Annotated in this window: 12 protein-coding genes; 4 read left to right on the top strand and 8 right to left on the bottom strand. The window is 70.5% G+C overall.

What is annotated here, in order from left to right:
• The first annotated feature begins 1 nt into the window (after position 1).
• Positions 2 to 2,476 carry a GTPase-associated protein 1-related protein gene (locus ACQ0O7_RS29070; RefSeq protein WP_430786421.1) on the top strand — a complete coding sequence of 825 codons (2,475 nt, stop codon included), beginning with the start codon at positions 2 to 4 and terminating at the stop codon, positions 2,474 to 2,476.
• The gene (locus ACQ0O7_RS29065; protein WP_430786419.1) at positions 2,473 to 4,023 is read left to right on the top strand and encodes a TRAFAC clade GTPase domain-containing protein; all 1,551 of its coding nucleotides are present in this window, start codon (positions 2,473 to 2,475) and stop codon (positions 4,021 to 4,023) included. The genes ACQ0O7_RS29070 and ACQ0O7_RS29065 overlap by 4 nt, the downstream gene beginning before the upstream one ends.
• A gap of 574 nt (positions 4,024 to 4,597) precedes the next feature.
• Here the strand turns inward: ACQ0O7_RS29065 and ACQ0O7_RS29060 are convergent.
• The 6 genes from ACQ0O7_RS29060 to ACQ0O7_RS29035 all read right to left on the bottom strand — a co-directional run bounded on the left by ACQ0O7_RS29060 (position 4,598) and on the right by ACQ0O7_RS29035 (position 12,165).
• Positions 4,598 to 5,989, bottom strand: a complete 1,392-nt coding sequence (locus tag ACQ0O7_RS29060) for a DUF6745 domain-containing protein (RefSeq protein WP_430786417.1) — start codon at positions 5,987 to 5,989, stop codon at positions 4,598 to 4,600.
• 409 nt (positions 5,990 to 6,398) lie between these two features.
• A complete protein-coding gene (locus ACQ0O7_RS29055) occupies positions 6,399 to 6,716 on the bottom strand; it encodes a hypothetical protein (RefSeq protein WP_430786415.1) in 318 nt (105 codons plus the stop codon).
• A 76-nt stretch (positions 6,717 to 6,792) separates the two neighbouring features.
• Positions 6,793 to 8,859 (bottom strand): serine/threonine protein kinase, encoded by a 2,067-nt coding sequence (locus ACQ0O7_RS29050; protein WP_430786413.1) that lies wholly within the window; start codon positions 8,857 to 8,859, stop codon positions 6,793 to 6,795.
• A 270-nt stretch (positions 8,860 to 9,129) separates the two neighbouring features.
• Entirely contained in the window at positions 9,130 to 9,735 is a 606-nt protein-coding gene (locus ACQ0O7_RS29045; RefSeq protein ID WP_430786410.1) for a nitroreductase family protein, read from the bottom strand.
• Between the two features lie 16 nt (positions 9,736 to 9,751).
• Entirely contained in the window at positions 9,752 to 11,101 is a 1,350-nt protein-coding gene (locus tag ACQ0O7_RS29040) for a family 43 glycosylhydrolase (protein WP_430786408.1), read from the bottom strand.
• The gene (locus ACQ0O7_RS29035; protein WP_430786707.1) at positions 11,098 to 12,165 is read right to left on the bottom strand and encodes a GlxA family transcriptional regulator; all 1,068 of its coding nucleotides are present in this window, start codon (positions 12,163 to 12,165) and stop codon (positions 11,098 to 11,100) included. Before ACQ0O7_RS29035 ends, ACQ0O7_RS29040 begins: the two co-directional genes overlap by 4 nt.
• A gap of 96 nt (positions 12,166 to 12,261) precedes the next feature.
• Between ACQ0O7_RS29035 and ACQ0O7_RS29030 the strand changes: the two genes are divergently transcribed.
• Positions 12,262 to 12,687, top strand: a complete 426-nt coding sequence (locus ACQ0O7_RS29030; RefSeq protein ID WP_430786406.1) for a hypothetical protein — start codon at positions 12,262 to 12,264, stop codon at positions 12,685 to 12,687.
• A gap of 2 nt (positions 12,688 to 12,689) precedes the next feature.
• Entirely contained in the window at positions 12,690 to 12,986 is a 297-nt protein-coding gene (locus ACQ0O7_RS29025) for a DUF3817 domain-containing protein (RefSeq protein ID WP_430786404.1), read from the top strand.
• Positions 12,987 to 13,157: 171 nt separating this feature from the next.
• Here ACQ0O7_RS29025 and ACQ0O7_RS29020 read toward each other — a convergent pair whose 3' ends face one another.
• Positions 13,158 to 13,931, bottom strand: a complete 774-nt coding sequence (locus tag ACQ0O7_RS29020; protein WP_430786402.1) for a PP2C family protein-serine/threonine phosphatase — start codon at positions 13,929 to 13,931, stop codon at positions 13,158 to 13,160.
• 301 nt (positions 13,932 to 14,232) lie between these two features.
• Entirely contained in the window at positions 14,233 to 16,452 is a 2,220-nt protein-coding gene (locus ACQ0O7_RS29015; RefSeq protein ID WP_430786400.1) for an MMPL family transporter, read from the bottom strand.
• Between the last annotated feature and the right edge of the window lie 83 nt (positions 16,453 to 16,535).

Raw genomic sequence — 16,535 nt, 5'->3', positions numbered from 1 at the left:
CGTGGGACTCGGGCAGCTCTACTACACTTCCTGCCGTACCGGCATAAAAGGTTTTCCGGGCTTCCAATTCAACGCGGTCACCGACGGCGTCCCGATCGACGTGCAACGCGACGTGGAGAGCCTCACCGCGTACGAGCCGCCGCACTCGATGGGCACCGGCACCGACCCCGGCCGCTACCCGGTCAACCTGTGCCACCTCCCCGGCGAGACGACGGTGCTGGCCAGCGTGGCGTTCGTCGGCGAGGACTACTCCGGCCGGTCCGGCAACTACTTCGCTCACGCGCTGGTCACCGCGGACCCCGGCCACGATCTCGGCGGGCGGCTGCCGATCGAGCTGTGGCGCTCCCCCGCCTGGGTCACCCGGCCGGTCGACGACACCGTCCTGCCCGAACTGGGCCAGGCCCCACCGGCCGGGCCGATCAGCCCCGACCTGGTCGCCGACTTCCTGGCCGGCAGCGGCGACGACCATCACCTGGCCGCCATGCTGACCGCCGCCGAGTCCGCGATCGACCAGGGCGAACGCAAACTCGTGGTGATCGCCGCCGACTCGGACACCGTCGCGTACTGGATCGGGGCCCTGTCCTATCTCCTGCCACCGCCGATGGCGCGGCGGATGTCGTTCATGACCTACAGCCGCCAGCCCCGGTACGGCCGGACCGCGGTGGTCGGGGCACTGCCCGAGGTGGACATCGAACGCGGCGAGGCCGGATTCGCCGGCTACCACCTGTTCGACCTCGCCGCCGACCGGGCCAGCGAGATCGCCGTCCATCCGCTGGCCCGGCTGCTGGCCGACGTCGGCCCGATCGCGGCGGCCGAATTGTGGGAACGCGCCGGCCGGTACGCCACCGGCACCGAACGAAGCTTCGACGAGCTGTATCCGATCGTGGTCGCGGCCACCGTCGGATGGCCGGCCGGGCCGGACCGGCTGAATCTGGCCCCGCTGCCGCTGGTCGCGTGGCTCGACGAGCGAGGATCGGTGCTGGAGACCGCACTGTTCGCGGCGGTCGGTGACGCCACCGCGGCCTCACTGCGACTCACCGCGGACGAACTCGGCGCGGACGTCGCCGTCGACAGCCTGCGCCGGCTCGCCGCCACCGCCGGGGACCGAGACGTGCCGGAACTGACCGCACAGGCCGAGGTGGCACTCGCCGAGGTGATGACGGCCGGAATGGCCCGGCCACCGGACGGCCTGCGGCTGGGCACCGAAGCCGGTAAGCGGGTCGCGGCCGGCGAACTCAGCCGGCGGCTGCCCGCCCTTCCCGCCGGGGACCTGATCGCCTACCTGCGCTGGGCCCACCGGTCCGGGCTGCGGCTCGACAACGTCGCGCTGAAACGGGCCGGCCTGGCGACCATCGGGCCGGAGTTGCTGACCGGCGACCACGACGGCCCGCTCGACGTGATGCGCGCCTGGCTGCCCGTCCGGCAGGGGGCCGTCGAACACCTCGACACCGCCGCCCGGCGCGACCTGGCCGCCGTCGCCGACCGGATCACCGTCATCGGCGACCTCGACCTCGACGACGGCGAACAGGACGCGTGTCCGGCGCTCGACGAGGCGGTGACCGTCGCCGGCGTACGGGCCGGGCAGCGGTCGCCGGCCGGGGCGCTCGGCACCGTCGCGGCCCGGCGGCGCGCCCGCGGCCACCAGCCGGCCATCGACGACACCCTGGTCGAACTCCTGCTGCCGATCGCTGAATGGAACTGCGAACAGGCCATCGACCTGGTGGAAGGCCTGACCGACGAGGACGCCACCGAACCCGGGGTGCTACGGCGGCTCGGCGACACCGTCCTGCGCGACGACACCTCCTCCGCGGGCGCGCCGGACGGTGATCCCGATGAGGTCGGCCGGCATCGGCGCCTGTGCCGCACCCTCGGCAGATCGGCGGTCCTGCCGGAACTGCCGGTGGCGGCCCGCAACCGGATCCGCGACCTGCTCGCCGCCGACCGGGTGGTCCTCGACCTGATCGAGGCGCCTCGCACCGCCGGCTTCCGCAAGGTCCTCGACCAGCTGTGCGAACGCATCGACGGCAACGGCACACCCACCTGGCAGCGGTACGTCGAGGAGGGGCTGCTGCGCAGGCACTCCAGCCTGACGATCCACCGGCTCACCGAACTCGCCGTGGAACTGCCCGGCTTCCGCCGCCGCCTGATCACCGAACTCGCCGCCACCGCCGCACGCGACACCGACCTGACCGCCGCCAGACACCTCTGGATGATGCGGTACGACCTGAGCGGGCGGACCGAGCCGGAAGCCCGCGACACCCTCCGGGAGATCGACGGGGCGGTGCTTCCCGCGCTCAAACGATGGCGGCGCCGCGACCTCCAGCAACTGGAGAAACTGCTCGGCCGGCAGAAGTCCGGAACCGCTGCCGCCGCCGAACTGGCCGCCTGGGCGGACGGGGCCGGAGCCAGCACCGTCCGCCGGGTCCTCCGCGTGCTGACCGGATCCTCCGGCGAGAAGAGAGGCGGGAAGAAATGACCACGTCCACACCGGTCGGCGACGAGATGACCGGGGAGAAGGCGCTCCGGCTCGGTGCGTCGGTCGTCTTCGCGCCCCTGATCGCCGCCGCTTTCACCCTCTTCTACACCACCACATCACTGATTGAGTACGGTCGCAGCCTCGCCTCCGGGCTCGGCATCGGCCGGGCCGCCGAACCCGCCGCGCTGCCGTCGATCCCGAAGAAACCCGACGGTGGGCGCGAACCCGCCTACACGCAGTACCTGTTCGGCCAGCTGTGGCGTGACGTCCGGCAGATCGGGGTGCTGGCCTGGCGGTACCAGCGCAAGAGCCTGCACACGCAGTTCGAGAAACGGGCCAAGGCCAGGTTCCAGCCGGAGGACCGCACCGCCACCAGCAACTGGCCGTTCGGGGTGGCGTACCTGATCGCTCTCGGTCTCGGGTTCGCCCTGTCCACCCTGACCCTGCTCGCCGTCACCCTGGTCCAGGGCGTGGTGGTCGGCACCATCGTGCTGCTCTGCGTCGGGCTGATCTACCTGCTACGCCTGATCGACACCGGGCTCCTGCAACTCCGCGGCATCCGGATCACCTGCTCCAACCCCAACGACTACGGGCGGGTGCCGTACCCGTCGTACAAGTGCCGCAACTGCGGGGCCATGCACCGGGACGTGCGGCCCGGCCGGTACGGGGTGGTCGCCCGTACCTGCGCGTGCGGCGGCACCATGCCGACACTGCTCATGCTCGGCAGCCACCGGATGGCCGGGTACTGCCCCAAGTGCAACGAGCCACTGCCCGCCGAATCCGGCAAGGCCCGGGAGATCGTGCTGCCCGTCTTCGGTGCCAGCAACGCCGGGAAAACCCAGCTCATGGTGTTGCTCGCGCACGCCGCGCAGGAACGTTTCGGCCGCACCGGGGTACCCGTCGAGCCCGGTGACGACTACACCCGCGACTGGTTCGACGAGCAGTCCAAACGCCTGGCCGACACCGGCAAACCGCAGAAGACCGCGGTCGATCTGCGGCCGCCGTTCGTGTTCCAGATCCGCGGCCGGGGCCGCCGTCGCCGCACCCTGAAGATCTTCGACGTGGCGGGCGAGATCTTCGACACCAGCGACCGGATCGACGGCCTCCGGTACGCGATGGCCGCCGGCACCTTCGTCTTCGTCCTCGATCCCCTGGCCATCGACCGTTTCTGGGCCTCACTGGACGATGATCTCCGTGCCGGGCTGGCCAATGTCCGCTCCGACCGGGAACCCAGCAGCATCCTGTCCAACGCGATCCTCGCCTTCGAACGGATGGACCTGGACCTGAGCCGCATCCGCCTGGTGGTAGCGGTCAGCAAGGCCGACCTGATCAGCGCCGAGCTGGAGCAGGCGGGCGTCAGCGACGACCCGTCGATCCGCACCTGGCTGCGCGACGACCTGCACCTGGTGAACATGGTCCAGGCCATGACCCACAGCTTCGCCACCGTCGACTTCGTCCTGACCGCCGCCATCCGAACCGGCGACCTGATCGACACCAGCGTCGTCCGCTTCATGGAGTCCGTACTGGCCGGCGAGGGCGTCCAGTGACCCTCCCCACCCCGGCCCCGGCGCTTGCCCCTTTCCCTGCCCCGCCCCTTTCGCCGCCCTTCCTTGCCCTTGTCCCCGCCCTTTGTCGCCGCCCCTCCCTGCCTTTGTCACCGCCCCTTGTCACCGCCCTTCCCTGCCTTTGTCACCGCCCCTTGTCACCGCCCTTCCCTGCCTTTGTCACCGCCCTTCCCTGCCCTTGTCACCGCCCCTTCTCGCCGCCCTTTCCCCGCCCTTTTCGCTGCCTTGTCCCTCCTCCTGCTCCCTGCCCTCCTCGTGCCGTGCGGCAAGGCGCCCGCAGTCACACATTCCGGACATAGGAGAAATACAATGGTGAAGGTCTATCACCGGTGGCGCATCGGCGTCCTCGGCTTGTGGGTCGTCTCCGGGATCGCGGTACTCACCGTCGTGGTCCTGATCATCCTCCGGACACTGGGCCGCTGACTCCCCGCAGCCGACCGGAGCCCGATCACCGCTGGGCTCGGCCGGTCCACCCTCGGCCGGTCCCCGCCCTCGGCATCCGGTCCGGCCTCTGGCCCGGCCTCTGGCCCGGCCTCTGGCCCGGCCTCTGGTCCGGTCAGGTCTGGATCAGCGGCCGGTACTCCTCCTCGGTCAGCCCGAACGTCCACGCCACCCCGGCCCGCGCTGTCGGAGTGCGCGGTGGCACCCGCAGCCAGTAGATCCGCGACGTCCCGTCCGGCTCCGGCGTCGAGTTGATCACCTCCACCATCACCAGCGGCTCGTCACCGGGCAGATCGAGCCACCACAGCGTGCCCGTCTCGTCGGAGCCCATCTTGCGGGCACCGGCCTCCCGCAGATATCGCTCGTAACCGAAATGTTCCAGCATCACCCGCCGGATCTCCGCGTTCCCTTCCGCACGGATTCGCTCAACAGTCAGAACCGGCAGCTCGGCGGCCAGCTCACTGGGGATCGGCATGCCACGCCAGGCCCACAGCCCATAGCCGTCCGGGAACTCCATGGCCGGCCCCTCACCCCGGTGCATACGGCCGACGTTGTCCCGCTCCAGCAGCACGGGCCGCTCGGTCAGGACAGCCACCCGCTCATGCGCCCACCACCAGCCGGCATGCCGCGCCACCTCCGCCAGCCCCGCCAGCCCAGCCGCCGGCCCACTCATCACTCCCACCGCATCAGACGCCGCCATCGCAGGCCCGCTCACCGCACCCACCATCTCGGTCTCCACCACGGCAGGCCCACTCACCGCACCCACCGCGCCGGACTCCGGCGTGGCAAGCCCGCTCACCGCACCCACCGCCCCGACCTCCGGCGCGACAGACCCACCCAGCGCCCCGGACCCCGGCGCGTCCCCCGGAACAGACCCCAGCGCAGCCGGCCCGGCGGCATTCCCGGGCGGGCCAGCCGCCGGTTCCGCTGGTGGCGCCAGCCGGCCGGCCGCCTCGAACGTGCTCAGCCACGTGCCGTCGTGCTGCCCATAGATCGCATCGAGCAGAGCCGTCCGCATCGCGGGCCCGAGATCCTCGCCGAGGCGCACCCGCATCCGCCCGGCGATCAGGTCCATCACCAGTCCCCAGGATCGGCGCCCGGCGGCGGCACTGAGCTGAGCCCATCCGTCCGGCCCGAGCGCCTCCAGGCTGGCCTTGCGGGCGGCGGCCCACGGCTCGGTCCGCACCCGCCGGCGCACCGACCGCCCGGCGTCCCACTCCGGTGCCCAACCCTGCCGGCGCAACTCGTCGTACACCTCGGCGCACCACCTCGGCGAGTCGGGCCCGATCGTCAGCGCCCCGGTCATCAGCGCGACGGCGGCCGCCCCGGCACGCGGCGAGCCGAACCAGAGGACGTGCGCGGGTGGCTCCAGCCCGGCCAGCGAGTACGCCGCCCGTACCCCGATCTCCGCGACCTCGCGCTCCGCCGGTCCGGTCCGCACCGCGGCGGCCAGCCACTGGTCTTCGATGGCCGCGGCCATCGCCTCCTGGGCGTGGGTGAGTCTCATCGGTCGATCCCTCCGTCCATGTCCAGGTCTACAAGTTCGCGTTCGGGTCTACGAGTCGCATTCGGACCCTCCATTCCGGTCAGACCGGGGGCCGGGCCTTCCATTCACATCCGGCCACCGTCCGCATCCGGGCCGTCATGTGCGCCCAGACCGTCATCCGCGTCTAGGCCGCCGTCCACGCCCAAGCCGCCATCCGCGTCTAGGCCGCAGTCCACGCCCAAGCCGTCAACCGCGCCCAAGCCGCCGTCCGTGCCAGGGTTCTACCGTTCGGAACTGGGGCCTTCAACTCCCGGCCGGGCATCACAGCCGCGGTTGAACCCGGTCCGCGGCCCGGACCTTCGATGCGCGGCCGAGCCTGCTTTGAGGCAGCCCGCATCACGCCCGGTGAAGGCCTTCGATCTGTGGGCTCTCAGTCCGCCACCGGGCGGAAAGCGCCCGGAATATACTCCCGCTGGCGGACAACCCGGTAGTGACCGGCCGGCAGCGGGATGGGCCCGTGCTCCTCGTGGGTGACCCGGCCGTGCTCGGGCACGTCGATGAACATCCGCTCCGGGTCGTCGAGGTCGGCCAGCAGTCGCAGACCTGGGCCGCCGACGACGTGCGCATGGCCGGTCGCCTCGCCGCGTGCGAGCACCATCCGGCCCCGGCGGTCCCGGGGAACCGGCGCGCACGCGGGCAGGTCGCTCTCCGGCACTCCGATGATCAGCACATCGCCCTGACGGTACATCCCGGCCTCCCCGTGACGCTCTCCTCGATCGGGGACAACGCTATCGCCGGGGTACGACATTTTTCGTCGCCGCAGGTCAACCCAGGTTCAGGGCGGCTACCGAGACCACCTCGCCGTCGCGGATGGTGATGTGCGCGAGCGAGTCCCGGACGCTGTCGGAGACGACCGCGTACTCGCTGAACGGCACCTGGCAGGTAGCCGCCCGGGTCTGCGGATCGGTGCACTTCTTCGGGTCGGCCTCGAAATCGAAGTACTTCGGCTTCGCGGTGATCGGCAGACTGACCGTGATCCCGCTGGGCACCGGCACGAAGTCGTCGTCGCATTTCGGGGCGTTGCCGGCCAGCCCGAACCGGTCGCAGTACTCGGCCCCGGTGAGCATCTCGACCTGCTCGAAGACGGAGACCCGGCCGTCGTTGTAGACCATGTCGGTGCGGGCGGTGAACGCGTCGTCCCCGGCCAGGAATCCGGGCGTGGCAGGCACCCCGGGATCGGCACCGGATCGCAGCTCGGCATCGGTGAACGTGACCACCGACCGTTTCTCCGAGACCGCCACCGAGCCGAACATCACACGGCCGCTGACCAGGTTGTTCTCGGTGAGTGGCGCGCGCAGGGCCGCGTCGCCGTCGATGGTGACGGTAGCCTCGTCATCGACGACGGTCAGCTGGAGCAGGTGGGCCGTACCGCTCGGGGTGGGTCGTTCCTCGGTGGCGATCGTGGTCTCGCCGATGCGGGCGGTGTCGCTGATCAGCGTGACGTGGTCCGGGCAGACGGTGACCCGATAGGCGTCGGCGCGCTCCTCGCTCTCGGCGGTCCCGGTGGCACGGAACCAGATCGCCGCGCAGGACGTGGCGCTGCCCAGGGTCGCCCGGACGCTGACGGTCTGGTTCGGTGGATAGACGGTGCCCAGGAAGTCGGTGCACCGCATCTCGTTCCGGTCACCGAAGTCGGGGTCGGTCGCTGGGCTCTTCGCGGTGGCCCGCAGACCGCGCTGGTAGGCGCAGGAGCCGAAGTCGGTGTCCCGCGAGTTGTAGAGGCCGTCCTTGGTGAGCGAGTCGAAGACCCCCGAGCCGGTGGTCGTGGGGGTCATCGGGGCGGTGGTGGTCGAGGCGCCGCCGGCCGAGGGCGTCGTCTCGTCGCCGGCCGGCCGCAACAGCATGCCGGCGCCGACCGCGACGCCGACAGCGGTGGCGGTGACCGCGGCGACCACGCCGAGGAGCCGCCGGCGACCGGCGCGTTTGCGGGGCCCGGTCTGGTAGCGGCCGGACTGCTGGGCGGCCTCGGCCGAGCGGCGCAGGTCGGGCGGCAGTGGCGGAGCGCTCGGCCCGGCGCCGGTGACCAGGAGCCGGTCGAGCAGTTCGGGAGCGGTCGGCCGGTTCTCCGGCTCCTTCTCCAGGGCGGCGGTGACGAGTTCGGCCAGGTATGGCGGCAGATCGCGGACACGGGGCGGCTGGGTGAGGATGCGGGCGGCGGTGACTGCCGGGCTGTCCCCACCGAACGGCGTCCGGCCGGTTCCCGCATAGGTGACGACCGCGCCCCACGCGAAGACATCAACCCCAGGGCTGAGATGCCGGTCCGTCTCCGGGTCGAGGCGTTCCGGCGCCATGTACGCCAGGGTGCCCACGACCTCCTCGGCGCGGGTGTGGAAGCTCGTCGGTTCCAGTGGCCGGGCGATACCGAAGTCGATCACTTTGGGCGTACCGAGGGCGAACAGCACGTTCCGTGGTTTGAGGTCGCGGTGGATGACGCCGGCGCCGTGGATCGCGGCCAGCGCCGCCGCCACTCCGACAGCCACACCGTGCAGGCTGCCGCCGGTCAGCGGTCCCTGCTCGGCGACCACCTCGCTGAGGCTGGGCCCGTCGACGTACTCGACGACCAGGTACGGCGTCTCATGATCCGGGTCGGCGTCGAGCACCTCGGCGGTACAGAACGGCGGCACCTCGCGAGCCCGGTTGACCTCGCTGCGGAACCGGGCCCGGAACTCGGGCTCATGCGCGAACTCCGGCCGGATGACCTTGACCGCGACCAGCCGCCCGTGCGGATCCTCGGCCAGATAGACAGACCCCATCCCGCCCTGCCCCAGGCGCTTGAGCGTCCGATATCGCCCGATGGTCCGCGGATCGGTTGATCGCAGTGGATCTGCCACGAGATCGCAACCTACCCGAATCAAACCCCCGATCAAATCACTTGCGGTACGGGTAACAACCTCGCCGCCCGCCGAGCACCCTCGGCAGCCCCGCCCCGGCAAGAGCCAGCCGACCTTTTCTGATCACCGCCCCTCCCGGCCAGATAACTCACCGTATGGACTAGCCACAACGAGTCCTCCCATCCTGCACACGCCTCCCCGCGACTCTTCAGCCCCGGAGACGTCTCCCGTTACTGTCCACGCGCCGACCCGTCGCCCTCCCGCCGGCGCTCAGCGCAGCCAGGTGACCAGGTCGTCGATCGGTTTCCGCCGTTTGGCGAGCTTGGCCGCCCGGTCAGCGGGCTCGTCGGCGGGATAGCCGACCGTGACGACAGCGGTCAGGGCGACGTCATCAGCCAGGCCGGCGATAGCGGAGAGCGCGGCCAGCTCGTCCGGGAAGGCCGGGCTGTACAGGCCACTGGCCAGCCCTTCGTTGGCCGCCGCGAGCTGGATCAGCGTGAACAGGGCTCCGGAGTCGAACCACCAGAACGGCACCGGCCACGGGATCTCCTCCCCGCCACCGGATTCGATCTTGTCGGCTTCGGTGTACCGCTCGTGATAGGAAGCCTCCCGGACGCCGATCACGATCTGCACCGGTGCCCGCGAGATCCACGGCGCGTGGCCGTGTTCCAGGTACCAGGGTTCGGCGACGGCCGCGAGTTCGGCCCGCTTCACCGGATCGGTCACGACCACGATCCGGTGGCCCTGGCTGAATCCGGCGCTGGGCGCCCGCCGCACCACTGCGACGATCCGCTCGATCACCTCCTCCGGAACCGGGTCCTCCCGGTAGTTCCGGACCATCCGCCGTCCGCGCAGAACCTCGGTGAAATCAGCCATGCCGTCCTCCGACCGATCAGGATTGCGTCTGGTAGGTGAACAGGGCCGGCTGCGTCCCACCGAATCCGACGACACGTCCGGTGAATCCGCCCGCCACCTCGGTGGACAGGTAGCGACCGTCCAGCCGGGCCAGCTCGGCGTCACCGGCCGCCAGGATGATCTCGTCAGGTCCCACGGTCACACTCATGGCGCCGGCCCGCGCCGGCTCGACGGCGGAGATCCGCAGCGTGACCGCGCCTCCCGCGGCGTCCACCGAGCCGATCTCCTGTTCCAGGTCACCGATCCGGGCCACGGCTCGGATCCGGCCCGGGTCGGCGAATAGGCCGTACCAGTGCCGGTCGTCGAGCCTCAGCATCAGACGGGACGGCCCGTCCGAGGGGTCGATCGTGGTGGTTGCCGTCCAGTGCTGGTCGCGGACCCGTACACAGTGGAGGCCTCCGCCGGGTGTCACCCACCGTGGGTGAAGCTGCGGACCGGTGAGATCGTCGGTGAACGAGTGATCGACCGGCTCCACCGGCGGAACCGGGTCGCGGAAGACCGGCCAGCCGTCCTCCCAGGTGATCGCGGCCAGGAAGGTCTCGCGACCGTTCACGTGGAAACCCGGTGTGAAGCCGTGTGGCCGCACGCCCAGGTAGACCGCCCACCACGATCCGTCGGCGGCCTGGACCAGGTCGGCATGTCCGGTGTTCTGCACCGGGTGCCCGGTGCTGCGGTGCGACAGGATCGGGTTGTGCGGACACGGCTCGAACGGACCCTCCGGCGCCGGGCCCCGGGCGATCGTTACGGCGTGGCCGCGCTCGGTGCCACCCTCGGCGACCACCAGGTACCAGTGGCCGTCCACCTGGTAGAGGTGTGGCGCCTCGGTGTTGGACAGCCCGGTGCCGCGCCACACCGGGTAGACCTCGCTGAGCGCCTTGCCGCTCTCCGGGTCGACGCGCACCTGCACGATGCCGCCGCCCTCCTGGAAGCTGGCGTAGGTGAGGTAGCAGTTGCCGTCGTCGTCCCAGGCCAGGTCGGGGTCGATCCCGAAGGTGCCGGCCACGAAAACGGGCTCGCTCCACGGCCCCTCCGGCCGCTCGGCATGCGTGATCAGGTGACCGTCGCGCAGCCGGCCCACATCGGTGGTGATCATCCAGAACCGGCCGTCGTGGTGCCGCAACGTCGGCGCGTAGACGCCCTGTGACGGCTCGGCAGCGGTGACCGGCCCGAGGATGTTGCCGATCTGCTCCCATCGCCGCAGGTCACGGCTGTGCAGGAGCGGCACACCGGGCGAGTACTCGAAACTGGAACAAGCCAGGTAGTAGTCGTCGCCGACACGGCACACCGTCGGGTCGGGATAGAAACCCGCGATCACCGGGACACTCATCTGCCGGATCCTTCCCATGCACTGTCGTCATTCGTCGCTGCCGTCACTGTCATCACGTCACCGCCGCCATCGCGGCCATGGACGCCAACACTGCCATCACCACCATCACCACCATCACCGCCATCACCGCGGAACGTTGAGCGGTACGCGTTCGGACTGGTACCTACCACACGCCGGAAGCGCTCGCGGAACGCGGTCGGCGACCCGAACCCGACCTGTCCCCCGATCGCCTCGACCGGCTGGTCGGTGGCTTCGAGCAGGTGCTGGGCACGACGGATCCGGGCCCGCAGCAGCCACTGGAGCGGGGTCGTCCCGGTCTGTTCCCGGAAGCGGCGGTTCAGCGTGCGGACACTCATGCCGCCCTGTGCGGCCAGATCAGCGAGAGTGAGGTCGACGGCGGTGTTCTCCTGCATCCAGCACAGCAGCGGTTCGAGACCGGCGCCACGCGGGGTCGGCGGTAGCTCGGGCACGATGAACTGGGCCTGACCGCCCTCGCGCTCCAACGGCATCACCGACAGCCGGGCGGCGTCGGCGGCAACGGCCGAACCGTGGTCGCGCCTGATCAGATGCAGACACAGGTCCAGCCCGGCGGCAGCCCCGGCCGAGGTGAGGAACTGGCCGTTGTCGACGTAGAGCACATTCGGATCGACAGTGACCAGGGGATGCCGCTCCGCCAGCACGTTGGCGCCCAGCCAGTGGGTGGTCGCCCGCAGCCCGTCGAGCAGCCCGCTCTCGGCGAGGATGAAGGCGCCGGCACAGATGGAGGCGATCCGGGCACCGCCAGCCGCGGCGTCACGGAGAAGGTCCAGGACATTTGCCGGTACGTGTACGTCCGGATCGGAGCACCCCGGCAGGATGATCGTGTCCGCGTCGAGCAAAGTGTCCAGCCCCCATGGCGCCCGCAGCGTGAAGAGCCCGGCGTCGACGGACTCGGCCACCGCGCAGATCCGCACCTCGTACGGTGTGCTCCCGTCCGCGAGCCGAACCCGGCTGAACACCTCGATCGGCGTGGCCAGGTCGAACGGGATCACCGAGTCCAGCGCGAGAACCGCCACCACATGCATGGCCGACACCTTACGAGTAGAGGTGGCCAGATTCCGTTGCAGGTGGGCAATCCAGCCAGTTCCGCAGCTGGAAACCCGCCGATAGCGTCCTTCGGCGTGACAAAGCTCCTGCTCTCCCTTCATGTTCTGGCCGCTGTCATCGCCATCGGCCCGGTGACCGTGGCGGCCAGCATGTTTCCGTCCGCGGCCCGCCGTTCCGAGGCCCGCGAGACCACCTTGCGGCTTCTGCACCGGATCTGCCGGGTGTACAGCCTCGTCGGCGTGGCCGTCCCGGTCTTCGGCCTCGCAACCGCGAGCAGCCTCGGCGTCCTCGGCGACGCCTGGCTGATCACGTCGATCGGGTTGACCGCCGCGGCCGCCCTGATCCTGGCCCTCGTGATCCTCCCCGGACAGCAGCGGGTGCTGTCCGGAAAGCCGTTTCCCCCGCCCCGCCTCGGCATGGTCACCGGAGTCTTCAACCTCCTCTGGGCCACCGTGACAGTCCTGATGATCGTCCGCCCCGGCTCGACGACGGGAGCCTGACAGTGACCGGTCCGCAGATCACGACCGACGAACCGGCCCCGGCCGTTCACCCGGTCCTGCCCATCGCCGCCTGGGTCGAGTTGCTGTCGCTGGTGGCCCTGCTGTCCAACCTGGCCACCGTCCACCTTCCGGCGATCACGTCGCTCGGCGGGCCGGTCCACGGCTGTGCCTACCTGGTCGTAGTGATCCTCGCGCTGCGTCATCCTCAGACCTCCACGATCACTCGCCTGTCGTCCCTGCTCCCCGGCATCGGCGGACTCCTCGTCCTGCGCCGGCTCCGGCTATCACCAACCCGCTGACCCAGCGGCCGCCTCAAGCCGTCACCCCACCGCTGACCCGCCGGCCCGCCTCACACGATCGCCGCAGCGCTGATGCACCGGTTCGCTTCGCACCATCACCGCAGCGCTGATCCACCCGGGTTCGCTTCGTGCCATCACCGGACCGCAAACCTGTCGGCCCGTCTCACACCGTCACCGCACCGCGATGATCACAGCGGTGGCATTGTCATCACCCCCCTTGTCAAGAGTCAGCGTCAGCAACCGCTCGACAGCCCCGGCCGGGTCGGGTTCTCCGGTCAGCAACTGCTCCAGCGCGCGGTCGTCCACCTGGTCGGAGACCCCGTCGGTGCAGATCAGAAGGAGATCCTCCGGCCGCAGGCTGATGTTGAGCAGATCGGGCTCCGGCATCGCCGGGTGGCCCGCGTAGCGGGTCAGCCGATGCCGGTCCCGGTAAGCCTCCCGCGACCCCGGCGCATACCAGCCGTTCAAGACGCCCAGCCAGGCCGCGGTGTGGTCGGTGGTGAGCAATTCGAAGCAGCCGGCTCGCATCCGGTAGACCCGTGAATCGCCCAGCTGAACGATCCAGGCCGCGGCCTCGTCCACCACCCGGCCCGTAGTCGTCATACCTCGCCCGCTATCAGCGACCAACGCCGCCAATGTGCACCCGGTCAGATCCGGGATCCGCCGTCCGGCCTCGCGCACGGCCTTCTGCACCTCGGCCACCGCGTTCCGCAGGACAGCGGGCGTGTCGCCGCTGGCCTCCCGGACGAAGGTCTCCACCGCGGTCCGCCCGGCGGCGGTGCTGCCCGGCCCGTCTCCCATTCCGTCGGCCACCACCGCCAGCGGGATCTCGTCGTCAAGGTGCAGAACGTCGAAGTTGGCCCGGTACCGGTTACCGACGACACTGCCTGCCACGGCCGAGAGCCTGCGTCCCGCCACCACCCATTCCGCGGTTCTGGTCTCCATACCGAACTCCTCTCCGAGAACCTGTCCACCACCTCACCACGCCGCACCGAGGGCTCCGCCGTCCGCTCCGCACACCCGGGCTTTGTCTCGCAAGGCGTGCGAACGCGAGGCGAAGTCCAGGCGGCGGGTGGCAGGCACCGAAAGGGCGTCAATCGCTATCGCATGCGCTTCTCCTTCTCCAGATACCGCCGAACACCGCTTCGGGTCACACCGCAACCACCGCCTTGGGCCACACCGCAACCACCACTTCAGGTCGCACCGCAACCACCACTTCAGGTCGCACCGCAACCACCGCTTTGGATCACGTCGTAGCCCCATGCGATTCACGAGGCGGAACCTGGGGGTGCTCCAGAGCGAGTCGGGGCAGGCGCCGGGCCACGGCGGAGGGCAGCCACCAGGCTCGGGGGCCGAAGAGGTGCATCACCGCCGGAAGCAGGAGGCACCGGATGATCACCGCGTCGACCAGGACCGCCACGGCCAGGCCCAGCCCGAACTGCTGCAACATCCGATCGGGTGAGAGCAGGAACGCTCCGAACACCACCACCATGATCGCTGCCGCCGCCGTGACCACCCGGCCCGTGGTGGCCAGTCCTTCCCGGACGGCACCGGCGGCATCTCGCGTCCGCTCCCACGTCTCGTGCATGCGGGCCAGCAGAAACACCTCGTAGTCCATCGACAGCCCGAACACGATCGCGAAGATCATCACCGGGATGTACGCCTCGATCGGCCCGGCCGGCACACCGAAGGCACCGCGCTGGAACACCAGGACGACGACACCCATCGCCGCGCCCACGCTGAGCAGGTTGAGCACCGCGGCCTTCACCGGGATCACCAGGGACCGGAAGAGCACGAACAACAGCAGCGTCGACAGCCCCACCACGACGCCGACGAACAGCGGCAGCCGCTCGGCGAGCGCGTCGGAGACGTCGATGACAGCAGCCGTGGGGCCACCGATCAGCACCGTCACGTCGTTGTCCCGGGCCACCGGCACGAGCACGCTGTCGCGGAGCTCTGCCACCAGCCTCTCGGTCGCCTCGTCCTGCGGGGCCGAGGCGGGGAACGCGATGACCGTGGCGACGTCACCGCTCGGGGCGGGGATCGGCGGCGTCGTGCCGGCGATGCCGGGGGTGGCTGCCAGCGCGCTCCGGACCGCACCGGCAGCGAGCTCGGCCGGCCGGCCTCCGGCGTCCACCACGACGACGAGTGGCCCGTTCACACCGGGCCCGAATCCGGTGGCCAGCAACTCGTACGCCCGAGTGCTGGTCTTGCTGTCGGAGTCGTTCCCCGCGTCGGCGAATCCGAGCCGCATGTCGAGCACCGGCAGGCAGAGCGCCCCCAGTGCGATCAACGGCAGAAGGACCGCCGGCCAGGGATGACGGGCCACGGTGTCACTCCAGCGACGCCAGAGCCGGCCCTCCTCGCGCGGTTCCTTCCCCCGGCCGGCTGCTTTCGCGGCTCGTCGGGTCATGGTGCGTTCCAGCCGTGCGCCGAACAGGCCCAGCAGCGCGGGCAGCAGCACCAGCGCGGCGATCATGGTGACCAGCACGGTGACCGCCAGCGCGACCGCGACACCCTGCAGCGCCCCGAGCCCGAGCAGAACCAGGCCGAGCAGGGCGATGATCACCGTGGTCCCGGCGAAGAAGACGGTGCGCCCCGCCGTGTCGAGAGCGGTGCGGGCCGCGGTCCGCCGGTCAGCGCCCGCGGTCAGCTCACCACGGAACCGGGAGAACACGAGCAGGGCGTAGTCGATGCCGACCCCGAGACCCACCAGGATGACCAATGGCGTGGTGAAGTCGGCGACCGTGGCGACATGTGAGGCGAGCACGACCAGGCCGATCGCGGTGCCGACGGCGAAGACCGCGATGACGATCGGCAGGCTCGCCGCCAGCAGCGAGCCGAAGAGCAGCACCAGGACCACCAGAGCGGCCAGCAGCCCAGCTCCCTCGGCGGCACCGCCTTCGGCCTCCTCCGCGGCTCGGGCCGGATCGCCACCGACCTCGACCGTCAGGCCGTCGCCGCCGACGGCACGCGCGGTCTCGATGATCTTCGAAGTCGCCGCGGCGGGAACCTCCTCGGCCGGGACGTCGAGTGCCACCGACGCGTATGCGATGGTGCCGTCCACGGAGATCGCCGTCGGTGGAGCCTCCCCCTGTGGGTAGGGACTGACCACCTCGACGACGTGCGGCAGAGCGCGCACCTCGGCCAGCATGGCCTCGACCTCGTCACGGATGCCCGGCCGGTCGACCCCGGCGGGATCACGGACGACCACCTCCAGTGTCGCCCCGGACCTGGTCGGGGCACGCTCGGCGAGGAGGGTCTGCGCTCTCTGCGACTCGGCGCCGGGCAGGGTGAAGTCGTTGTGGAAGTCGCTGCCGGCGAGGGTCGAACCGGCCGTCACAGCGATCAGGACGAACACCCACAACAGCAGGGCCAGCCAGCGATGTCGGTCGGACCAGACGGCCAGTCGTTCGAAGACGCTGAGCCTCTGCTCCCGGCCCAGAGATTCGGCCGTTCTGGTCATGAGGTTCCCTCCTGTGCTGATCCGGCCGGGTGCGGTGAGATCTGCGCGAGCCGGTGGCGCTCCGGTCCGAACTGGACGCCTGC

The sequence above is a fragment of the Actinoplanes sp. G11-F43 genome (assembly GCF_050589265.1).
Classification (GTDB): domain Bacteria; phylum Actinomycetota; class Actinomycetes; order Mycobacteriales; family Micromonosporaceae; genus Actinoplanes.
Note: the sequence above shows the minus strand (reverse complement) of the source record. Positions and strands in the feature narration are given on the sequence as shown.

Coding starts and splice junctions, on each gene's coding strand:
- ACQ0O7_RS29065 (WP_430786419.1), top strand. CDS start 2,473: ATGACCACGTCCACACCGGTCGGCGACGAGATGACCGGGGAGAAGGCG.
- ACQ0O7_RS29060 (WP_430786417.1), bottom strand. CDS start 5,989: ATGAGACTCACCCACGCCCAGGAGGCGATGGCCGCGGCCATCGAAGAC.
- ACQ0O7_RS29055 (WP_430786415.1), bottom strand. CDS start 6,716: ATGTACCGTCAGGGCGATGTGCTGATCATCGGAGTGCCGGAGAGCGAC.
- ACQ0O7_RS29045 (WP_430786410.1), bottom strand. CDS start 9,735: ATGGCTGATTTCACCGAGGTTCTGCGCGGACGGCGGATGGTCCGGAAC.
- ACQ0O7_RS29040 (WP_430786408.1), bottom strand. CDS start 11,101: ATGAGTGTCCCGGTGATCGCGGGTTTCTATCCCGACCCGACGGTGTGC.
- ACQ0O7_RS29035 (WP_430786707.1), bottom strand. CDS start 12,165: ATGCATGTGGTGGCGGTTCTCGCGCTGGACTCGGTGATCCCGTTCGAC.
- ACQ0O7_RS29020 (WP_430786402.1), bottom strand. CDS start 13,931: ATGGAGACCAGAACCGCGGAATGGGTGGTGGCGGGACGCAGGCTCTCG.
- ACQ0O7_RS29015 (WP_430786400.1), bottom strand. CDS start 16,452: ATGACCAGAACGGCCGAATCTCTGGGCCGGGAGCAGAGGCTCAGCGTC.